18 protein-coding genes are annotated in these 19387 nt (G+C 74.8%); 10 read left to right on the plus strand and 8 right to left on the minus strand.

All coding sequences use genetic code 11. The features are described 5' to 3' along the window. Window positions 1–26: 26 nt before the first annotated feature. The 3 genes from pheS (at window position 27) to mscL (ending at window position 4153) form a co-directional block, all read left to right on the plus strand. Window positions 27–1109 (plus strand): phenylalanine--tRNA ligase subunit alpha, encoded by a 1083-nt coding sequence (gene pheS, locus BMW67_RS13220; protein ID WP_072748003.1) that lies wholly within the window; start codon window positions 27–29, stop codon window positions 1107–1109. Between the two features lie 55 nt (window positions 1110–1164). Continuing rightward, entirely contained in the window at window positions 1165–3597 is a 2433-nt protein-coding gene (gene pheT, locus BMW67_RS13225; RefSeq protein WP_072748002.1) for a phenylalanine--tRNA ligase subunit beta, read from the plus strand. A gap of 124 nt (window positions 3598–3721) precedes the next feature. After that, window positions 3722–4153, plus strand: coding sequence for a large conductance mechanosensitive channel protein MscL (gene mscL / locus BMW67_RS13230; protein ID WP_072748001.1), 432 nt, complete (start codon window positions 3722–3724; stop codon window positions 4151–4153). A gap of 164 nt (window positions 4154–4317) precedes the next feature. Here mscL and ald read toward each other — a convergent pair whose 3' ends face one another. Further along, window positions 4318–5436, minus strand: a complete 1119-nt coding sequence (ald, locus tag BMW67_RS13235) for an alanine dehydrogenase (RefSeq protein ID WP_072748000.1) — start codon at window positions 5434–5436, stop codon at window positions 4318–4320. 144 nt (window positions 5437–5580) lie between these two features. On the opposite strand from ald, the gene BMW67_RS13240 reads away from it, so the two are divergent. After that, complete coding sequence (locus tag BMW67_RS13240; protein ID WP_072747999.1) at window positions 5581–6057, plus strand: Lrp/AsnC family transcriptional regulator; 477 nt, start codon at window positions 5581–5583, stop codon at window positions 6055–6057. Window positions 6058–6067: 10 nt separating this feature from the next. Here BMW67_RS13240 and BMW67_RS13245 read toward each other — a convergent pair whose 3' ends face one another. Next, a complete protein-coding gene (locus tag BMW67_RS13245; protein WP_072747998.1) occupies window positions 6068–6400 on the minus strand; it encodes an AzlD domain-containing protein in 333 nt (110 codons plus the stop codon). Then, complete coding sequence (locus tag BMW67_RS13250; RefSeq protein ID WP_072747997.1) at window positions 6397–7134, minus strand: AzlC family ABC transporter permease; 738 nt, start codon at window positions 7132–7134, stop codon at window positions 6397–6399. The genes BMW67_RS13245 and BMW67_RS13250 overlap by 4 nt, the downstream gene beginning before the upstream one ends. Window positions 7135–7254: 120 nt before the next feature. Here BMW67_RS13250 and BMW67_RS13255 point away from each other — a divergent pair, with 120 nt between their 5' ends. Genes BMW67_RS13255 through BMW67_RS13275 form a run of 5 tightly spaced genes read left to right on the plus strand, consistent with a single transcriptional unit; the run spans window position 7255 to window position 11789 of the window. Further along, window positions 7255–8124 carry a formate dehydrogenase accessory sulfurtransferase FdhD gene (locus tag BMW67_RS13255; protein ID WP_072747996.1) on the plus strand — a complete coding sequence of 290 codons (870 nt, stop codon included), beginning with the start codon at window positions 7255–7257 and terminating at the stop codon, window positions 8122–8124. Continuing rightward, window positions 8121–8780, plus strand: a complete 660-nt coding sequence (gene mobA / locus BMW67_RS13260) for a molybdenum cofactor guanylyltransferase MobA (protein WP_072747995.1) — start codon at window positions 8121–8123, stop codon at window positions 8778–8780. Before BMW67_RS13255 ends, mobA begins: the two co-directional genes overlap by 4 nt. Continuing rightward, window positions 8777–9301, plus strand: a complete 525-nt coding sequence (gene mobB / locus BMW67_RS13265; protein WP_072747994.1) for a molybdopterin-guanine dinucleotide biosynthesis protein B — start codon at window positions 8777–8779, stop codon at window positions 9299–9301. Before mobA ends, mobB begins: the two co-directional genes overlap by 4 nt. Next, window positions 9298–10605, plus strand: coding sequence for a molybdopterin-binding protein (locus BMW67_RS13270; protein ID WP_072747993.1), 1308 nt, complete (start codon window positions 9298–9300; stop codon window positions 10603–10605). The genes mobB and BMW67_RS13270 overlap by 4 nt, the downstream gene beginning before the upstream one ends. Next, window positions 10602–11789: an MFS transporter gene (locus BMW67_RS13275; RefSeq protein ID WP_072747992.1), complete on the plus strand. Its 1188-nt coding sequence runs from the start codon at window positions 10602–10604 to the stop codon at window positions 11787–11789. The genes BMW67_RS13270 and BMW67_RS13275 overlap by 4 nt, the downstream gene beginning before the upstream one ends. Window positions 11790–11926: 137 nt before the next feature. Here BMW67_RS13275 and BMW67_RS13280 read toward each other — a convergent pair whose 3' ends face one another. From BMW67_RS13280 to BMW67_RS13300, 5 genes are all read right to left on the minus strand, one after another. Beyond that, window positions 11927–12766, minus strand: coding sequence for a pantoate--beta-alanine ligase (locus BMW67_RS13280; RefSeq protein ID WP_072748068.1), 840 nt, complete (start codon window positions 12764–12766; stop codon window positions 11927–11929). Window positions 12767–12866: 100 nt separating this feature from the next. After that, window positions 12867–13589 carry an ATP phosphoribosyltransferase gene (hisG, locus tag BMW67_RS13285; protein ID WP_072747991.1) on the minus strand — a complete coding sequence of 241 codons (723 nt, stop codon included), beginning with the start codon at window positions 13587–13589 and terminating at the stop codon, window positions 12867–12869. After that, the gene (locus tag BMW67_RS13290) at window positions 13586–14833 is read right to left on the minus strand and encodes an ATP phosphoribosyltransferase regulatory subunit (protein ID WP_072747990.1); all 1248 of its coding nucleotides are present in this window, start codon (window positions 14831–14833) and stop codon (window positions 13586–13588) included. Before BMW67_RS13290 ends, hisG begins: the two co-directional genes overlap by 4 nt. Further along, complete coding sequence (hisS, locus tag BMW67_RS13295; protein ID WP_072747989.1) at window positions 14833–16338, minus strand: histidine--tRNA ligase; 1506 nt, start codon at window positions 16336–16338, stop codon at window positions 14833–14835. Before hisS ends, BMW67_RS13290 begins: the two co-directional genes overlap by 1 nt. Before the next feature lie 637 nt (window positions 16339–16975). Then, window positions 16976–17932 (minus strand): FAD:protein FMN transferase, encoded by a 957-nt coding sequence (locus tag BMW67_RS13300; RefSeq protein ID WP_072747988.1) that lies wholly within the window; start codon window positions 17930–17932, stop codon window positions 16976–16978. Between the two features lie 394 nt (window positions 17933–18326). On the opposite strand from BMW67_RS13300, the gene BMW67_RS13305 reads away from it, so the two are divergent. Next, on the plus strand, window positions 18327–19310 hold the full coding sequence (locus tag BMW67_RS13305) for a TAXI family TRAP transporter solute-binding subunit (protein ID WP_072747987.1): 984 nt from the start codon (window positions 18327–18329) through the stop codon (window positions 19308–19310). The last annotated feature ends 77 nt before the right edge of the window (window positions 19311–19387 follow it).

Here is a 19387-nt window from a genome sequence, read left to right on the forward strand (position 1 = left end):
CGGGGACGACATGCCGGGGGATAGACATGCAGGGCCTTGACGAGCTGCGCGACCGCCACCTTGCCGCCATCGAGGCGGCCCGCTCGGAAGAGGAGCTGGAGGCCGCGCGCCTGGCCGCGCTGGGCAAGAAGGGCGAGGTCAGCCTGCGCATGCGCGAGCTGGGCCGCATGACGCCCGAAGAGCGCAAGCTGGCCGGCCCGGCGCTGAACGCGCTCAAGGAAACGCTGACCGAGGCGCTGGCCGCGCGCAAGGCCGCGCTGGCCGAGGCGGCGCTGGCCGCCCGGCTCGAGGCCGAGCGCCAGGACATGACGCTGCCCGCGCGCCCCGCGCGCGCCGGAACGGTGCATCCGGTCAGCCAGGTGACCGAAGAGATCGTGGCGATCTTCTCGGATCTGGGCTTCGCGGTGGCCGAGGGGCCGCAGATCGAGACCGACTGGCACAATTTCGACGCGCTCAACATCCCGCCGGACCATCCCGCGCGGCAAGAGCACGACACCTTCTTCATGCACCGCGCCGAGGGCGACGAGCGCCCGCCCCATGTGCTGCGCACCCACACCTCGCCGGTGCAGATCCGCGCCATGCTGGACCAGGGCGCGCCGATCCGGGTGATCGCGCCGGGGCGGGTGTATCGCTGCGACTACGACCAGACGCACACGCCCATGTTTCACCAGGTCGAGGGGCTGGCGATCGACCGCGACATCTCGATGGCGCATCTCAAATGGGTGCTTGAGGAGTTCTGCCGAGCCTTCTTCGAGACGCCCTCGATCGAGCTGCGCTTCCGCGCCTCGCACTTCCCCTTCACCGAGCCCTCGGCCGAGGTGGACATCCGCTGCTCGTGGCGCGACGGGCAGCTGAAGCTGGGCGAGGGCGACGACTGGATGGAGATCCTGGGCTCGGGCATGGTGCATCCCAAGGTGCTCGAGGCCGCGGGCATCGACCCGGCGCAGTGGCAGGGCTTCGCCTTCGGCATCGGCATCGACCGGCTGGCGATGCTCAAATACGGCATTCCCGACCTGCGCGCCTTCTTCGACGCCGATCTGCGCTGGCTGCGGCATTACGGCTTCGGCGCGCTGGACGTGCCGACGCTGCACGCGGGGCTGAGCGGCTGAGCGCGCGCGCCCCCGCCCGCCCCTTCGCGCACCCGACATTCACGAGGCCCCGACGATGAAGTTCACCCTATCCTGGCTCAAGGACCACCTGGAAACCGAGGCGAGCCTCGACGAGATCGCCGACGCGCTGACCGATCTCGGGCTTGAGGTCGAGGGGATCGAGGACCCCGCCAGGACGCTGGGCGCCTTCACCATCTGCCGCGTCATCGAGGCGGTCAAGCACCCCAACGCCGACAAGCTGAAGCTGTGCCGCGTCGAGGCCTGGCCCGACGGTCCCGACAAGCCCTCGCAGGAGGTGCAGGTGGTGTGCGGCGCGCCCAACGCGCGCACCGGGCTGATCGGGGTGTTCGCGGCGCCCGGCACGCATGTGCCCGGCACGGGGGTGGACCTCAAGCCCGGGGTGATCCGCGGGGTCGAGTCGAACGGGATGCTGTGCTCGGAGCGCGAGCTGATGATCTCGGACGACCATGACGGCATCATCGACCTGCCGCAGGACGCCCCGCTGGGCGCGCGCTACATCGATTACGCCGGGCTGAACGATCCGGTCATCGAGATCGCCGTCACCCCCAACCGCCCCGACGCGCTGGGCGTGCGCGGGATCGCGCGCGATCTGGCGGCGCGCGGGCTGGGGCGGCTGCGGCCGGCGCCGACGCAGCCGGTCCCCGGCGCCTTCCCCAGCCCGATCGGCGTCTCGATCGACCCCGAGGCGCGCGAGGGCTGCCCGCATTTCGTCGGCCGCGTCATTCGCGGCGTGCGCAACGGGCCCTCGCCGCAATGGCTGCAGCGCCGGCTGCGGGCGATAGGGCTGCGGCCCATCTCGGCCCTGGTCGACGTGACCAACTACCTGACCTTCGACCGCGCCCGGCCTCTGCACGTGTTCGACGCGGCCAGGGTGCGGGGCGATCTGCGCGTGCACCTTGCGCAGGGGACCGAGCGCCTGACCGCCCTTGACGAGAAGGAATACCAGCTGCCGCCCGGCGCGCTGACCATCTCGGACGAGGCCGGGCCCGAAAGCATCGGCGGCATCATGGGCGGCGCCGCCACCGGCTGCGACGAGAACACGGTGGACGTGTTCCTCGAATCCGCCTGGTGGCGGCCCTCGGACATCGCCGCGACGGGGCGCAAGCTGCGCATCAATTCCGACGCGCGCTATCGCTTCGAGCGCGGCGTGGACCCCGCCTTCACCCGCGAGGGGCTCGAGCTGGCCACGCGCATGATCCTCGATCTGTGCGGCGGCGAGGCGTCCGAGGTGGTCGAGGCCGGCGCGCCGCGGATCGAGCGGCGCAGCTACCGCCTCGATCCGGCGCGCTGCGTCTCGCTGGTGGGCATGGACGTGCCCGAGGCCGAGCAGCGGCGCATCCTGTCGGATCTGGGCTTCGAGATCCGCGACGAGGACGGCGCGATCATGGTCTCGCCCCCCAGCTGGCGGCCCGACGTGCTGGGCGAGGCCGACCTGGTCGAGGAGGTGGCCCGCGTCGCCTCGCTCTCGCGCCTGCCCGCGCGCCCGCTGCCGCGGCCCGAGCCGGGCGTGCCCGCGCCGCGCCTGACCCCGATGCAGAAGCGCGCCGCGCGCACCCGCCGCAGCCTGGCCGCGCAGGGCTTCCACGAATGCGTGACCTACTCGTTCATCTCCGAGCGCGACGCGCGGCTGTTCGGCGGCGGCGGCGACGAGATGCGCCTTCAGAACCCGATCAGCTCCGAGATGAGCCACATGCGCCCCTCGCTGCTGCCGGGCCTTCTGGCGGCGGCGGCGCGCAACCAGGCGCGCGGCTTCGCCGATCTGGCGCTGTTCGAGCTGGGGCCGGTCTTCGACGGCCCCGAGCCGGGGCAGGAGCGCCTGGTCGCCGCCGCCGTGCTGACCGGGGCGGCGGCGCCGCGGCACTGGGCCGTGCCGCGCCGTCCCGTCGACGCCTGGGACGCCCGCGCCGCCGCCGAGGCGGCGCTGGCCGCCGCCGGCGCGCCGGTCGATCGGCTGACGACCCTGCCGACCGCGCCCGCCTGGTTCCACCCGGGCCGTTCGGCCACGCTGGCGCTGGGGCCCAAGAACCCGCTGGCCGTGTTCGGCGAGCTGCACCCGCGCGTCGTCGAGGCCATGGGCCTGAAGGGCCGGGCCATGGGCATGAGCGTCGACCTTCAGGCCATCCCCTTCCCCAAGGCGCGCGGCACGGCGCGCCCGCCGCTTCAGGCATCGGACCTGCAGGCGGTCGAGCGCGACTTCGCCTTCGTGGTCGCCGCCGACGTGCCGGCCGAGCAGCTGTTGCGCGCGGCGCGCGGCGCGGACAAGGCGCTGATCGAGTCGGCGTCGGTGTTCGACGTCTTCGACGGCCCCCGCGCCGCCGAGGCGCTGGGCGAGGGGCGCAAGTCCATCGCGCTGACCGTCCGCCTTCAGCCGCGCGAGCGCACCTTGACGGATGAAGAGATCGAGGCCGTCTCGGCGCGCATCGTCGCCGCCGTGCGCAAGGCCACGGGGGGCGAGCTGCGCGCCTGAGCGCGGCCGCCCCCGCTTGCGCCGCGCCCCGCCCGGGCGCGGCGTCACGCATTCGCCCCATTTGGCGGTCATTCATGTCGGCCTCAGGCGCGCCGCGCCGCCGCAACGCCGTCAGGAGGGGCGCATGCTGAAGGAATTCAAGGAATTCGCCGTCAAGGGCAACGTCGTAGACATGGGCGTCGGCATCGTGATCGGCGCCGCCTTCACCTCGATCGTCAAGAGCTTCGTCGAGGACATCGTCAATCCCTTCATCGGGCTGTTCACCGGCGGGATCGATTTCTCGAACCTGTTCATCAACATCTCGGGGCAGGAGGCGGCGTCGCTGGCCGAGGCGCGCGAGAAGGGGCTGGCGGTCATCGCCTATGGCTCGTTCCTCAACGCGGTGGTCAGCTTTCTGATCGTCGCCTGGGTGCTGTTCCTGGTGGTCAAGGGGGTCAACACGCTCAAGCGCCGCGTCGCGGCCGAGGAAGAGGCCGCCCCGGCCGCGCCGCCCAAGCCCTCGCGCGAAGAGCAGCTTCTGGAAGAGATCCGCGACCTTCTGGCCCGCAAGGCCTGATCGCCGGCGCATGGCGCGTGCGGGCGCAGGGTCCGCGCCCGCCGCATTCGGCCACGCGCCCGCCGCATCCGGTCACGCGCCGGCCGCCCGGGCCCGCCCGTCGGCTTTGTCCCGCCGGCCCGGTCCCGCCGGCCCCGGCCGCGCGCGGCCGGCGGGGCGAGGCGTCACAGGTCGAGCGCCTCGCGCGGGTCGATGGCCTCGAGCCCCTGCGCCTCGGCCACGGGGCGCGAGGTCAGCTTGCCCGCATGCACGTTCAGGCCGTTCAGCAGGTGGGGGTCGTCCTGGCAGGCCTTGCGCCAGCCCTTGTCGGCCAGCGCCAGCATGAAGGGCAGCGTGGCGTTGCCAAGCGCGATGGTCGAGGTGCGCGGCGTGGCGCCGGGCATGTTGGCCACGCAGTAATGCACGATGCCGTCCACGACGTAGATCGGATCGTCATGCGTGGTGGGGCGCGAGGTCTCGAAGCACCCGCCCTGGTCGATGGCCACGTCCACGATCGCCGCGCCGGGCTTCATCCCGGCCAGCTGCGCGCGCGACACCAGCTTGGGCGCGGCGGCGCCGGGCACCAGCACGGCGCCGATGACCATGTCGGCCTGGGCGACCAGCTCTTCGGTCGCGGCGCGCGAGGCGTAGCGGGTGGCGAAATGGCCGCGGAAGGCCTCGTCCAGATGGCGCAGCCGCGGGATCGAGCGGTCAAGCACCGTCACCTGCGCGCCCATGCCGGCGGCGACCCGCGCCGCGTTGGTCCCCACCACGCCGCCGCCGATCACCACGACCTGCGCCGGGCCGACGCCGGGCACGCCGCCCAGCAGCACGCCGCGCCCGCCATTGGCCTTCTGCAGCGCCCAGGCGCCCATCTGCGGCGCCAGGCGCCCCGCCACCTCGGACATCGGCGCCAGCAGCGGCAGGCCGCCATGTGCGTCGGTGACGGTTTCGTAGGCGATGGCGGTCACGCCGCTGGCCATGAGGTCGCGCGTCTGCTCGGGGTCGGGGGCGAGGTGCAGATAGGTGAACAGGACCTGGCCCTTGCGCAGCATGCGCCGCTCTTCGGGCTGGGGCTCCTTGACCTTGACGATCAGCTCGGCCTCGGCGAAGACCGTGGCGGCGTCGGGCGCGATGCGCGCCCCGGCCTCGACGTAGTCCTTGTCGGCGAAGCCGGCGCCCAGCCCCGCGCCGGTCTCGATCAGCACCTCGTGACCGTGGGCGACGGCCTCGCGCGCGGCGGCGGGGGTGACGCCGACGCGGTGCTCCTGGTTCTTGATCTCGCGTGGGCAACCGATCTTCATGACTCGCATCTCGCATATGTGGCGTTTCGCGCGCGGCCGGGCGGCCCCGCGTCGGAGTCATGTTGACGCACCGCGCGCGAAATGTGCATGCAAAGATCGTGTGTGCGGCGCCGAAGCGGCGCAATTTTCGGCGGCGGAGGGGCCATGACGTCGAAGGATGTTCAGCTCGACGCCCGGGACCGGGCGATTCTTGCGATTCTGCAGCGCGAGGGGCGCATCCCCAACGCCGAGCTGGCGGCGCGGGTGAACCTGTCGGCCTCGGCCTGCCATCGGCGCGTGGCGCGGCTCGAGGCGGCGGGGGTCATCCGCCGCTACGCCGCGCTGGTCGATCCGCGCGCGGTGGGGCGGCGCTCGACCGTCTTCGTGGAGATCACGCTGCGCGGGCAGAGCGACGAGCTTCTGCGCCAGTTCGAGGCCGCGGTGGCGCGCATTCCCGACGTGCTCGAATGCCACCTGATGGCCGGCGCGGCCGACTATCTGCTGAAGGTCGCCGCGCGCGATCCCGAGGACTTCGCGCGCATCCACCGCCAGCACCTGTCGCGCCTGCCGGGGGTCAGCCAGATGCAGTCCAGCTTCGCGCTGCGCCGCGTGGTCAGCACCACGGCGCTGCCGCTGGACTGAGGCGGCGGGCTCAGCCCATCAGCGCCTGCGCGGCGTAAAGCGCGCCCATCCCCGCGACCACGGCGCCCAGCATGCGCCCGCTGAACGCGCCCACCATCAGCGCGGCGGCCGCGCCGGCAAGGCGCGCGGGGTCGATCTGCCCGCCCGCGGCGGCCGGCCAGGCGATCAGCGGCGCGACCAGCGCCGGCAGCACCGCCGTGGGCACGTAGCGCAGCAGCCGCATGGCCCAGCCCGGCATGGGGCGCCCGCCGATCAGGCCCAGGAACGAGAAGCGGATCAGGAAGGTGCCGAGGCCAAGCGCCAGGGTCGCGCTCCAGAACACGGAATCGGGAATGGGGGTCATGCGGCGTTCCTCCGCTCGTCCTGCGCCTCGGGGGCCGGGCGGCGGCGTTCGAGCGCCAGCTCGACCGCCGCGCCGGCGCCCATGCCCGCCGCCGAGGCCAGCAGCAGCCCCGAGCCGTAGGGCGCCCAGGCCAGCGCCAGCGCCGCCGCGCTGGCGACGAAGGCCGCCGCCAGGTTGGGCAGGCTGCGCAGCATGGGCGCGACGATGGCCACGAAGGTGATCGGCACGGCGAAGTCGAGCGCGTATTCGGGCGGGATGCGCGCGCCCAGCGTCGCCCCCGCCAGCGTGCCCAGGAACCAGACGGGCACGACCGGCAGCAGCACGCCGAAATAGAACGCGATCTTGCGCGGCAGGGGCTCGTCCGGGCGGCGCGAATAGCGCGCGATGGCGGCGGCGTAGGCCTGATCCACAAGGAAATACGCCGCCAGCGCCCGCACCCACAGCGGCGCCTTGCCCAGATGCGGCGTCAGCGAGGCCGAATACATCGCCATGCGCAGGTTGACCGCCAGCGCGGTCAGCACCGCCAGCGCCGCGGGCGCGCCGTCGGACAGCATCTGCACCAGCGCGAATTGCGACGCGCCCGCGATCACCAGCGAGGTCAGCGCGAAGGTCTGCATGAGGTCCAGCCCCGCCTCGGTCGCCACCACCCCGAACAGCGCCCCGAAGGGCAGGATCACGAGAAGAAAGGGCGCGCCGGCGGCAACGCCCTCGACGAACGCGCCTCGGGTGCGCATGCGCGGAACTCCTCTTGCCGTATCGTTGCCTTGCCGCGTTCGCAGACGCGCCGCCTTGCGCGCGCGGCGGCTCAGGCATAGCCTGCCCGCGCCGCGAAGGCCAATGAAGGTTCGTGCCCCATGTCAGAAGAATTCCTGATCGCCCCCGATCCCGCCGCGCCCGGCCTCTCGCGCGAGGTCGAGGGCGTGGACCACGAGGGCGCGCGCCGCCGCATCCGCGTGGTCGAGGAGCGTCCGCTGACCATCTTCCTCAACGCGCAGGAGATCGTCACCGCCATGACCATCGGCGACTATCCGCGCCATCTGGCGGTGGGCTATCTGCGCAACCAGGGCATGCTGCGCCCCGACGACGAGATCACCGCCGTCGATCACGACGAGGAGCTGGGCGTGGTCGTGGTGCGCACCCGCCGCGCCACCGATTACGAAGAGAAGCTGCGCCGCAAGACGCGCACCTCGGGCTGCGCGGTGGGCACGGTGTTCGGCGACATGATGGAGGGGCTCGAGGGGCTGACCCTGCCGCCGGCCGAGCTGCGCGCCTCGTGGCTCTACGCGCTGGCGCGCAAGATCAACACCGCCCCGAGCCTGTATCTCGAGGCCGGCGCCATCCACGGCACGGTGCTGTGCCGGCAGGACCAGCCGCTGGTCTACATGGAGGATGTCGGCCGCCACAACGCGGTGGACAAGATCGCCGGGTGGATGACGCTGGAAGGCGAGGGCGGCGCGGACAAGATCCTTTACACCACCGGGCGGCTGACCTCGGAGATGGTCATCAAGACCGCGCTCATGGGCATTCCGGCGCTGGCCTCGCGCTCGGGCTTCACCGCCTGGGGGGTCGAGATCGCGCGCCAGGTCGGGCTGACGCTGATCGGGCGCATGCGCGGGCGGCGTTTCGTGTGCCTGAGCGGCGAAGAGCGGCTGATCTTCGACGCCGATCCCGCCGCCGTGGCCGACGAGCCCGAGGCGCTGCGCCGCAAGGGCGCGCGCGAATGAGCGCGCGGCCCCCCGCCCCGGACCTGCGCCCGCCCGGCGTGATCCTCGCCGGCGGGCGCGCGACGCGCATGGGCGGCGGCGACAAGGGGCTGCGGCTGGTGGCCGGGCGCTCGCTGATGGCGCGCGCGATCGAGCGGCTGCGCCCGCAATGCGGCCCGCTTGCGCTCAACGCCAACGGCGATCCGGCGCGGCTGGCGGGCTTCGGCCTGCCGGTGCTGCCCGACGGCGCGCCCGGCTTTCCGGGGCCGCTGGCCGGCGCGCTGGCGGCGATGGACTGGGCGGCGGGGCTGGGGGCCTCGCATGTGGTCACCGCGGCGGCGGACACGCCCTTCTTCCCCGCCGATCTGGTGCGGCGCCTGGCCGAGGCCGCGCACGCGGCGGGCGCGCCCATGGCCATGGCCGCCACCCCCGATCCCGAGCGCCCCGGCCGTCTGTGGCGGCACCCGACCTTCGCCCTCTGGCCCACGGCGCTGCGCGAGGACCTGCGCGCCGCGCTGGCTTCGGGCGTGCGCAAGGTGGTGCTGTGGACCGACGCCCATGGCTGCGTCGATGCGCCCTTCCCGGCGGGGCCGTTCGATCCGTTCTTCAACGTCAACGCCCCCGATGATATCGACGAGGCCGAGCGCATCGTGCGCGCCAACCCGGAGCTGAGATGACCCAACGCGTTTACGGAATCGTCGGCTGGAAGAACTCGGGCAAGACGACGCTGATGGAGCGGGTCGTGGCGCGGATCGTGGCGCGGGGCTTCAGCGTCTCGACCGTCAAGCATGCGCATCACGAGGTGGACGTGGACCGCCCCGGCAAGGACAGCCGCCGCCATCGCGACGCCGGCGCGCGCGAGGTGATGCTGGCCTCGTCGCGGCGCTGGGCCTTGATGCACGAGCTGCGCGGCGCCCCCGAGCCCTCGCTCGAGGCGCTGCTGGCGCGCATGTCGCCGGTCGATCTGGTGCTGGTCGAGGGTTACAAGCGCGACTCCCACCCCAAGGTCGAGGCGCACCGCGTGGGGCGGGGCGCCCCGCTGATCGCGAACGAGGACCCCACCGTGCGGGCCGTGGCCTCGGACGCGCCGCTGGCGGGGCTGCACGTGCCCAATCTGCCGCTCGACGACGCCGACGCCGTGGCCGATTTCATCTTGGCCGAGCTGGGGCTGATCCCGGCGCGGGAGGGCGCGCGATGACCGCGGGCGACGGCGCGGGCGAGGGCGTGGACGAGGGCGCGGGCGGGCTGCCGCCGCGGCTGCGCGACGATTGCTTCGCCCTGCCGCCGGGCGTGAGCTGGACCCCGGCGGCCGAGGCGCTCGAGCGTCTGCGCGAGGCCTGCGTTCCCGTGTGCGAGGCGCGCTCCGTCCCGCTCGAGCGGGCGCTCGGCGCCATCCTGGCCGAGCCGGTGCGCGCGGCGCGCGACAACCCTCCGCAGGCCAACTCGGCGGTGGATGGCTATGCCTTCGCCCATGCCTCGCTGCGCGGCGCCGATCCCGAGACGCTGACCCTGCTGCCCGGCCGCGCCGCCGCGGGCCGCCCCTTCGCCGGGCGCGTGCCGCCGGGCGCGGCGCTGCGCGTGCTGACCGGCGCGGTCATTCCCGAGGGTTGCGACACCGTTGTCATGCAGGAGGACGCGGCGGCCGAGGGCGGCGTTCTGCGGCTGCGGCCGGGGCTGAAGAAGGGCGCCAATCTGCGCCGTGCGGCCGAGGATTTCGCCGCCGGCGAAGCGATCCTGCCCCAGGGCCGGCGCCTGGCGCCGCAGGATCTGGCGCTGGCCGCGGCGGCGGGGCTGGCCGAGCTGCCCGTGCGCCGCCCGTTGCGCGTGGCGGTCCTGTCCACAGGCGACGAGCTGCGCCCCCCCGGCGCGCCCCTGGCGCCGGGGCAGCTGCACGACGCCAACCGCCCCATGCTGCTCGGGCTGGCGCGGGCCTGGGGTTTCGAGGCGCGCGACCTTGGCTGCGCCCCCGACGACCGCGACGCGCTGCGCGCCGCGCTTGACGCGGGCGCGGCCGAGGCCGATGCGATCCTGACCACGGGCGGCGCCTCGGCGGGCGACGAGGATCACGTCTCGGCCATCCTGCGCGCCGAGGGGGCGCTGAACCTGTGGCGCGTGGCCATCAAGCCGGGCCGGCCGCTGGCGCTGGCGACGTGGCGCGGCGCGGCGGTGTTCGGCCTGCCAGGCAATCCGGTGGCGGCCTTCGTGTGCGCGCTGATCTTCGCGCGCCCGGCGCTGTTGCGCCTGGCCGGCGCGCGCTGGGAGCTGCCGCGCGGCCGCGCCTTGCCCGCCGCCTTCGCCAAGCGCCGCAAGCCGGGCCGGCGCGAGTATCTGCGCGCGCGCCTTGACGCCGAGGGGCGGGTCGAGGTCTTCCGCTCCGAGGGGTCGGGGCTTGTCTCGGGGCTGAGCTGGGCCGAGGGGCTGTGCGAGCTGCCCGAGGACGGGGCCGAGATCCGGCCGGGCGATCCGGTGCGCTTCATGCCCTTTTCCGAGTTCGGGCTTTGAGCGCGCGCCCGCGGGGCGGGCGCGCGGTCCTGCCCGCATTTCGCACCGGCGCCTTCTATGCCGCCGTTTTCGCGGCGCTGGGGGTGCATCTGCCCTTCTGGCCGCTCTGGCTCGAGGATCGGGGGCTGAGCGCGGCGCAGATCGGGATCTATTCGGCGCTGGCGGTGGCGGCCAAGGTGGCGGTCGGCCTGGCGGCGCCGGCGCTGGCCGACCGTTTCGAGGCGCGCCGCGCCATGCTGGCGGGGGCGGGGCTGTTCGGCGCGGCGGCCTTTGCGGCGCATCTGCTGGCCGCCGAGGCGGCGGCGCTGGTGGCGCTGAGCGTCGCGGCGGCCGCGACCTTTTCGGCCATGATGCCGGTGGGCGAGGCGTTGGGCGCCGCGGCGGCGCGCGATTTCGGCTTCGACTACGCGCGCGTGCGGGCGGTCGGCTCGGCGGGGTTTCTGGCGGCTAGCCTGCTCATGGGCGCGGCGGTGGCGCAGGCGGGGCCCGGGGCGGCGCTATGGGCGATCGTGGCCTGCCTTCTGGCGGCGGCGGCGCTGGGGCGCACGCATCCGGGCGGCGGGCGGGCGCGCGCGCTGGGGCGGCCCGATTTCGGCCAGATGCGGCGCCTGTTCTCGGACGGGCGCTTTGCGCTGTTCCTGCTGGCCATCGGCATGGCGCAGGGCGCGCATGGGGTGATCTACGCCTTCGGCTCGCTGCATTGGCGTGCGCTGGGGTTGGACGAGGGGCGCATCGGCGCGCTGTGGGCCTTCGGCGTGGCGGCCGAGATCGCGCTCATGGCGCTGGCGGGGCGGGCGCTGGTGCGAAGGCTGGGCGCGGCGGGGGCGATCGCGCTGTCGGGCGCGGCGGGGGCGGTGCGCTGGGCGGCGATGGCCTTCGACCCGGTCGGCGCGGCGCTGTGGGCGCTGCAGGGGCTGCACGCGCTGACCTTCGCGGCGGGGCATCTGGGCGCCATCGCCTTCGTCTCGGCCGCCGCGCCCGAGCGCCTTGCCGGCGCGGCGCAGGGCGCGCTGGGCGCGCTGGCGAGCGGCGCGCTGATGGCGGCGGCGACGGCGCTGGCGGCGGAGATCTATGGCTGGGCGGGCGGCGGGGTCTACTGGATCCCGGCGCTGATGTCGGCGGCGGGCGCGGCGGCGGCGCTGCGCCTCGGGCGCGTCTGGCGCGGCGAGCGGATCATGGATTGAGACGCCCGCCCGGCGCGTCCGTCCGGCGCGTATGGCGGCTGGCGCGGCGATGATGGGACCGGGCGTCGGGACCCGCCGCGTGCCGGGCCGGTGCGCGGCGCTGCGCCTTGGGCGGGCGGGGCGTTCGGGCGGCGCGGTCAGTCCTCGACGGGCACGTTGTCGATCAGCCGCGCGTCGCCGATGCGGATGGCGCCGAAGACCCGCCCCGGCCGGGCGCGGTCATGCGCGGTCTGCTCGGCCAGCGTGTCGGGGTCGCGCAGGTCCAGATACTCGACCTCGGCGCCGGCGTCGGCCAGCGCGTCGGCGGCGGCGTCAAGGGTCTGGTCCACGTCGGCGCCGGCGCCGATGGCGCGCGCGGCGCGCGTCAGCTCGCGATGCAGGCGGCGGGCCACGGCGCGGTCGGCGTCGTTCATCGCAAGGGCCGCGGCGCTCAGGGCGACGTCGTCCTGGTCGCGCTCGGTGGGCGCGGGCAGGATGCGCGCGCTCAGCCCCAGATCCTGCGCCGCGCGCCGCAGCAGCGCCAGCTTCTGCCAGTCGCGCTCGCCCACCATCGTCACGTCGGGCTGGGCGATGATCATCAGGCGCAGCATCGCGCACAGGAAATCGTCGAAGGCGGCGGGGTCCTCTTCGCCGCACAGCACCTCGCTCAGGCCGGGGACGGCGATGCGGGTGCGCCGGTCGGGGGGCAGGCACTCGTCCGGCGGGGGGATGTAGAGCGCGTCGGCCCCTTCCTGATCCAGAAGGTCGGCGTCGCGCTGCAGGCGGGCGGCGTCGGCGGCGGCGTCCTCGTCGCCCTCGGGCAGCAGAACGGCCAGCACGCGGTCCGCCTCGCGCTGGGCCTCGCGCACCAGGCTCAGATGTCCGTCATGCAGCCCCGGGCGCATCGCGGCCAGCGCCACGGTTTCGCCGAAGGCGCGCCAGGATTTGACGCGCGAGCGAAGCTGGGCGGCGGAGCGGAGCGTCGGCAGGTTGTTCATGGCGTCCAAGGCGTGCTGCGCGCCCCATGGGCGCGGGAAGGGTGTGCGAGTCGATGAAGCGGACGGGCGGCCGCGCTCAATTCGCGACTGCCGGGCGAACCTATGGCGTCGCGCTCGCCTTTTCAAGCAGCCGCACGCCCAGCGCCCCTTCGAGCCGCTCGGCGAGGGCGCGGCGCGGCGCGTCCCAGGGCGCGGCGCGCGAGACGCACAGATTGGCCTGGCTACGCAGGATCAGCCCGTCGGCAAGGATCTTGAGGTGGTTGGCGCGCAGCGTCTCGCCCGACGAGGTGATGTCCACGATCGCCTCGGCCGTGCGGTTCTTGGCCACGCCCTCGGTGGCGCCCTGGCTGTCGACCAGGCGATAGTCGGCGACCCCGTGGCGGGCGAAGAAGCGCCGCGCCAGGAGGTGATACTTGGTCGCCACGCGCAGGCTGAAGCCATGGCGGGCGCGGAAATCGGCGGCGACGGCGTCGAGGTCGGACATGGTCTCGACATCGACCCAGGCGGCGGGAACGGCCACGATCAGATCCGCATGGCCAAAGCCCAGGGGCGCCGCCAGGGTCACGACGCGGCGCCAGTCGGGGATCTTCTCCTGCACAAGATCCTCGCCGGTGACGCCCAGATGCAGGCGCCCGGCGGCCAGCTCGCGCGGGATCTCGGCGGCCGACAGCAGCACCAGCTCGACCCCCTCGACGCCGCGCACGCGTCCGGCGTATTCGCGCTCGGCGCCGGCGTTCTCGATGGTCACGCCGCGCTCGGCGAACCAGGCGGCGGTCTTGTCGCGCAAGCGCCCCTTCGAGGGCAGGCCCAGGCGGATGGTCATGCGCGCGTCTCCTCGGCGGGGGCGGGGCGGGGGGCCGCGCCCTCGGGGGCGCCCGGCGGGCCGGCTTCGCCGGCGCCCTCGTCGTCGCGGGCGGCGCGGCGCGCGGCGATGAGCGCCTCGGGGCGGACCACGCCGCCCACCGCCGGCAGCGTGCGGCCGCCGCCCAGCCTGCGGGTGAGCGCATCGTAGCGCCCGCCGCCGCCCAGCGGCGGCAGGTGCGGCGCGGCGGGGGCGCGGAACTCGAACACGAAGCCGTCGTAATACTCCAGCGCCCGGCCGAACGAGGCGTCGAAGGGCAGCGCGGCGGCGTCGACGCCGCGGCGGGCCAGCGCCTCGAGCCGCGCCTCCATGCGGTCGAGCGCGGGCGTCAGCGCGGGCGCCTCGGCGGCGATGTCGCGCAGCTCGGCCAGCGCGCGCGCCGAGGGGCCGCGCACGGCCAGCGCCCGCTCGATCAGCGCGATGCGCCCGGGGTCGAGCGGCGGCAGGGCCGCGTCCTCGGCCAGCTGGCGCGCGCGCTGCATGATCTCGTCCAGCCCGCGCAGCCCGACCAGCTTGTGCCGGCGGATGTGGCGGCGCAGGGGCTCGTCGCCGGCGCGGACGGCCTCGAGCAGGGCGCGGCGCTCGGGGCCAGGTTCGGGGCGGGCGGGGCCGAAGCTTTCCAGCAGGGCGCGAAAGCGGGCCGGGCGCCAGATGTGCCGGCGCAGCGCGGCGCGGCGGCGCTCGGGGCCCTCGACCGTGTCGATCATGGCCAGCGCGACGGCCAGGTCGCCGGTCAGCGCGCTCAGCTCGGGGGCGTCGGGGCCTTCGCCCAGGGCGCGGCGGATCAGGTCGAAGGCCTCGGCGTCGGCTTCGATGGGGTCTTCGGCGCCCAGGATCTCGACGCCCGCCTGAAGGTATTCGGTGGGCCGCGACGAGCCCGGCTCCTGCCGCCGCCAGACGGGGCCGCAATAGGCGTAGCGCGCGGGCGTGGCGCCGTGGGCCATGTGCAGGCGCACCACCGGCGCGGTGAAGTCGGGCCGCAGCACCAGATCGCCGGCCACCGGGTCGTGGGTGACGAAGGCGCGCGCGCGGATGTCCTCGCCGTAGAGCTCGAGCATGATGTCGGCGGGCTGAAGGGTCTCGGGCTCGACCGCGACGGCGCCGGCGGCGGCGAACAGGGCGTTGATGCGGGCGGTCTCGGCGGCCAGCTCGGCCAGGCCCGCCCCCAGCCGCCCGCCGGGAAGATAGGCGCGCGAGGCGGCCATCAGCCCCGCTCCGCCCGCGCCAGCATGCGGCGCACCTCGGCCACCAGCTCGGCGCGGGGGACCTCGATCTGGGCGGGCTGGGCCTTCCATTCCTCGTTGGTCTCGATCTGCGCGGCCAGCCGCGCGCCCAGCGCCAGGTCCTTGAGCTGGACGACGCCGCGGGCGCGCTCGTCCTCGCCTTCGATGACGGCGACGGGGGCGGCGCGGCGGTCGGCGTATTTGAGCTGCTTGCCCATGGCGCCGCCGCCCAGGAACATCTCGGCGCGGATGCCGGCGGCGCGCAGCTCGGCGGTCATGCGCTGGTAATCGGCCAGGCGCGCGCGGTCCATGACGGTGACCACCACGGGGCCGGGCGCCTCGTCGCCGGCGCGGCCGACGGCGCGCAGCGCGGCCAGAAGCCGGTCGACGCCGACCGAGACGCCGCAGGCCGGCACGCTCTGGCCGGTGAAGCGCTTGACCAGGTCGTCGTAGCGCCCGCCGCCGGCGACCGAGCCGAACTGGCGCTTGCGCCCCTTTTCGTCGAGGATCTCGAAGGTCAGCTCGGCCTCGTAGACCGGGCCGGTGTAGTAGCCCAGGCCGCGCACCACCGAGGGGTCGATCACGACGCGGTCGGGGCCCAGCCCCTGCGCCGCCAGCAGCTCGGCGATCTGCTCGAGCTCGGCCACGCCCTCTTCGCCGACGGCGCTGCCGGCGACCAGCTCGCGCAGGCGCGCGCAGGTTGCGGCGCCGTCCTCGCGGCGCGCGTCGAGAAAGCCCATCACGATCTCGGCGGCCGCGTCGTCGAGTCCGGCGCCGGGGGTGAAGTCGCCGCTCTCGTCCTTGCGGCCGGCGCCCAGCAGGGCGCGCACGCCCTCGCGGCCCAGCCGGTCGAGCTTGTCGATCGCGCGCAGCACGATGCCGCGCCGGGCGGCGTCGCGCTCGGGGTCGGCGGGGTCGAGCACGCCCGCGCGCTCCATCACGCCGTTGAGCACCTTGCGGTCGTTGATGCGGATCACATAGTCGCCGCGCGCGATGCCCGCGGCCTCGAGCGCCTCGGCCAGCATGGCGCAGATCTCGGCGTCGGCGGCCATCGAGGCCGCGCCCACCGTGTCGGCGTCGCATTGGTAGAACTGGCGGAAGCGGCCGGGGCCGGGCTTTTCGTTGCGCCAGACGGGGCCGACGGCGTAGCGCCGGTAGGGCGTGGGCAGCTCGTTGCGGTGCTGGGCGTAGACGCGCGCGAGCGGCGCGGTCAGGTCGTAGCGCAGCGCCAGCCAGCCCTCGTCCTCGTCCTGCCAGGCGAAGACGCCTTCGTTCGGGCGGTCCACGTCGGGCAGGAACTTGCCCAGCGCCTCGACGGTCTCGACCGCCGAGCTTTCGAGCGGGTCGAAGCCGTAGCGGGCGTAGACCTCGGTGATGCGCTCGAGCATGCGGGCGCGCTCGGTGACCTCGGCGCCGAAATAGTCGCGGAAGCCGCGCGGGGTCTCGGCGCGGGGGCGCCGCGTCTTGGTGGGCTTGGTCTTGGCCATCGGCTGATCGTCCGTTTGAGGTCGCGCGCGGGTTTCCTGGCGGATCGTCCGGTTTCCTAGCGGATCGTCCGGGCCGGAGCAAGGCGGCGGGCGCGCGGGGCGGTTCGCGCGCGGGCGTGGCGCAGACCGGGCGGCGCGCGGGGCGGTTCGCGCGCGCGGGCGGGGGCGCAGGCGGGGCGGGTGCGGGCCTGCGCGCGCCTCGAGCGGCCGGGTGGGGGTCGGCGCGCCTCTTGCAGGGCGAGCGTCGCGCGCCCGCGCGCCGCCTGCGATGCCGTCGAGCGCAGGCACGTCCCGCGCGGCGGATGAGCGGCGCCGCGAGTCCTGATGCGGGGCGGGCGGGGCGCGAGGGCGCCGCAAGGCGGGGGCGAGGGGGCGCAAGGGCCGGCTGTGCAGGGTTCGCAAGGCTGGGGCGCGCGGGTGCGCAAGCTCGGGCGCGCGGGTGCGCAAGGCAGGACGCACGTGTGCGCGAGGCAAGCCATGCGTGCGCGCGAGGCAGGCCGTGTGTGCGCGCGAGGGCTGGGCGCGTGGGTGCGCAAGGGCGGACGGCGCGGATGGCAAGGGCGCTGCGCACGGGGCGCGCGAGGGTGCACCGTGCAGGGGCCGCAAGAGCGGGAGCGCAGGACGCGGCGGCGGGCGCTCAGGCGGCGCGCCAGAACCAGGCCTGGGCGCCGGCGGCGCGGGCGGCGGCGCGGGCCGGCGCCTCGTCCATCAGGCACAGGGCGGTGGACAGCGCGTCGGCCAGCGCCGCCGAGGGGGCGCGCACGCTGACCTGCGCCCAGCGCGGCCCCGCGCCCTCGGGGCGGGGGTCGAGGATGTGCCCCGGCCCGCTGGGCGCGAACAGAAGCCCCGCCGGCGCCGAGGTGGCCAGCGCCGCGTCGCGCAACGCGAAGGGCGCGCGCCGCCCCTCGGCACCCGGCGGCGGCGCAAGGCCGATGCGCCAGGGCCCGCCGTCGGGGCGCGCGCCCAGCGCCCGGTGCTCGCCCGCATCGATCAGCGCGCTGCGCAGGCCGGCGGCGCGCAGCAGCGCCGCGACGCGGTCGGCGGCCAGCCCTTGCGCCAGGCCGTTGAAGGTCAGCGCCATGCCCGGCGCGGCGAAGCGCAGCGCGCGCCCGTCGTCGATGACGCGGCCAAGCCCGATGCGCGCGCGCGCTTCGGCCAGCTCGGCCGCCGAGGGCCGCCCGCCGCTGCGCGCCATCAGCCGCCAGAGCGGCTGCACGGTGGGATCGAAGGCGCCGCCGGTCAGCGCATGCACGCGCCGCGCCAGCGCCAGCGCCGCGCGCAGCTCGGGCGGGGGCGCGTCCAGACGGCCCTCGCGGTTGAGGCGCGCCAGCGCGCTGTCGGGCCGGTGCAGCGAGAAGATCGCCTCGATGCGCGCCAGCTCGTCGCGGGCGGCGGCCAGCAGGGGGCCGGGTTCGGGGTGGTCGAGCAGGATCTGCGCCTCGGCGCCGAGCGCGACGCCGCGCCAGCGCGCAAGCGGCCTCGCGCCGGCGCGGCCCTCGCGCCCGGGGCCGAGAGCCGCGGCGACGGCCGCCGCGCCGGCCGCGATCAGCACGAAGCGGCGCCCGCGCGCGGGCGGCTCGGCGGCGGGCGGCATGGCGCGGGCATCCTTCGCGCCGGGCCGGGCGCGGCGTCGGGGCGGGCGGTGGGGCGTCTGGCGCTCTGGCATGGCGGCGTCCGGGTCCTGGCGCGGGCCGCGGCTGCGGCGGCGGCTGGGGGCGGCTGGGGGGCGGGCATCGCGACATGGCGCCCCGATCGGCGGCGCCGCGCAACTGGACTTTGGTCGGGTCCGGCCGGATTTGGGGCCGGAATGGGGCGAAAAGCGGGTCGTGCCGCCGCAAAACCGCCGTCTTGGGCGTGTTTTCGTCCGTTTCCGCCCATGCGCGCCCATCGGCGCGCGACGGGAAGCCGCAGGGCGCGGCAGATGTTAACATTCGCCCATGCGCCCCGGAGAATCGCTTGGGGGCGGAACAACGAGACAGGAGGGTTCGATGAAGACCACGATCACGAGATTCGCTCGCGGCGTCGCCGCGGCCGCCGGGCTGGCGGCGGGCTTCGCCGCCGGCGGCGCGCTGGCGCAGGAGAAGTTCATCACCATCGGCACCGGCGGTCAGACGGGCGTCTACTATGTGGTCGGCCAGTCGATCTGCAAGCTGGTCAACCGCGGCGCCGCCGAGCACGGCATCAAGTGCACCGCGCCGTCCACCGGCGGCTCGATCGCCAACATCAACGCCATCCGCGCCGGCGACATGGACATGGGCGTGGCCCAGTCCGACTGGCAATATCACGCCTATCACGGCACCTCGAAGTTCGAGGGCCAGCCCTTCCCCGAGCTGCGCGCCGTCTTCTCGGTGCATCCCGAGCCCTTCACCGTGGTCGCGCGCGCCGACAGCGGCATCCGCACCTTCGACGATCTGAAGGGCAAGCGCGTGAACATCGGCAACCCCGGTTCGGGTCAGCGCGGCACCATGGAGGTGCTGATGGCCGCCAAGGGCTGGACGATGGACGACTTCGCCCTGGCCTCCGAGCTGAAGGCCGCCGAGCAGAGCCAGGCTCTGTGCGACAACAAGGTGGACGCCATCATCTACACCGTCGGCCACCCGAACGGCTCGATTCAGGAGGCGACCACCTCGTGCGCCGCGGTCATCGTGCCCGTCGAGGGCCCCGAGATCGACAAGCTGGTGGCCGAGAACCCCTACTACTCGAGCGCCGTCATCCCGGGCGGCATGTATGCCGGCAACGACAAGGACGTGAAGACCTTCGGCGTGCGCGCCACCTTCGTGTCGTCCTCGAAGGTCGATCCGGACGTGGTCTATGCGGTGGTCAAGGCGGTGTTCGACAACTTCGACCGCTTCAAGCGCCTGCATCCCGCCTTCGCCCATCTGAAGGAGGAGGAGATGATCTCGGCCGGCCTGTCGGCGCCGCTGCATGAAGGCGCCGTGCGCTATTACAAGGAGCGCGGCTGGCTGAAGTGACGCCGGCGCGCCGGGGCGTGGGCCGCGCGCCCGCGCCCCGGCCCTGGCGCGCGGCCCCCGAACGGGGCGGCGCGCCT

Source organism: Oceanicella actignis, from assembly GCF_900111545.1.
GTDB lineage: Bacteria > Pseudomonadota > Alphaproteobacteria > Rhodobacterales > Rhodobacteraceae > Oceanicella > Oceanicella actignis.

Bases quoted from the DNA above. Each gene is read 5' to 3' on its own strand.
- hisG (WP_072747991.1), bottom strand. From the start codon at position 13,589: ATGACCATCCGCCTGGGCCTGCCCTCGAAGGGGCGCTTGCGCGACAAG.
- BMW67_RS13250 (WP_072747997.1), bottom strand. From the start codon at position 7,134: ATGCGCACCCGAGGCGCGTTCGTCGAGGGCGTTGCCGCCGGCGCGCCC.
- BMW67_RS13290 (WP_072747990.1), bottom strand. From the start codon at position 14,833: ATGGCCGCCTCGCGCGCCTATCTTCCCGGCGGGCGGCTGGGGGCGGGC.
- BMW67_RS13300 (WP_072747988.1), bottom strand. From the start codon at position 17,932: ATGCCGCCCGCCGCCGAGCCGCCCGCGCGCGGGCGCCGCTTCGTGCTG.
- BMW67_RS13240 (WP_072747999.1), top strand. From the start codon at position 5,581: ATGACGTCGAAGGATGTTCAGCTCGACGCCCGGGACCGGGCGATTCTT.
- mobA (WP_072747995.1), top strand. From the start codon at position 8,121: ATGAGCGCGCGGCCCCCCGCCCCGGACCTGCGCCCGCCCGGCGTGATC.
- BMW67_RS13255 (WP_072747996.1), top strand. From the start codon at position 7,255: ATGTCAGAAGAATTCCTGATCGCCCCCGATCCCGCCGCGCCCGGCCTC.
- BMW67_RS13305 (WP_072747987.1), top strand. From the start codon at position 18,327: ATGAAGACCACGATCACGAGATTCGCTCGCGGCGTCGCCGCGGCCGCC.
- BMW67_RS13245 (WP_072747998.1), bottom strand. From the start codon at position 6,400: ATGACCCCCATTCCCGATTCCGTGTTCTGGAGCGCGACCCTGGCGCTT.
- ald (WP_072748000.1), bottom strand. From the start codon at position 5,436: ATGAAGATCGGTTGCCCACGCGAGATCAAGAACCAGGAGCACCGCGTC.
- pheT (WP_072748002.1), top strand. From the start codon at position 1,165: ATGAAGTTCACCCTATCCTGGCTCAAGGACCACCTGGAAACCGAGGCG.
- mobB (WP_072747994.1), top strand. From the start codon at position 8,777: ATGACCCAACGCGTTTACGGAATCGTCGGCTGGAAGAACTCGGGCAAG.
- pheS (WP_072748003.1), top strand. From the start codon at position 27: ATGCAGGGCCTTGACGAGCTGCGCGACCGCCACCTTGCCGCCATCGAG.
- BMW67_RS13280 (WP_072748068.1), bottom strand. From the start codon at position 12,766: ATGAACAACCTGCCGACGCTCCGCTCCGCCGCCCAGCTTCGCTCGCGC.
- mscL (WP_072748001.1), top strand. From the start codon at position 3,722: ATGCTGAAGGAATTCAAGGAATTCGCCGTCAAGGGCAACGTCGTAGAC.
- BMW67_RS13270 (WP_072747993.1), top strand. From the start codon at position 9,298: ATGACCGCGGGCGACGGCGCGGGCGAGGGCGTGGACGAGGGCGCGGGC.
- hisS (WP_072747989.1), bottom strand. From the start codon at position 16,338: ATGGCCAAGACCAAGCCCACCAAGACGCGGCGCCCCCGCGCCGAGACC.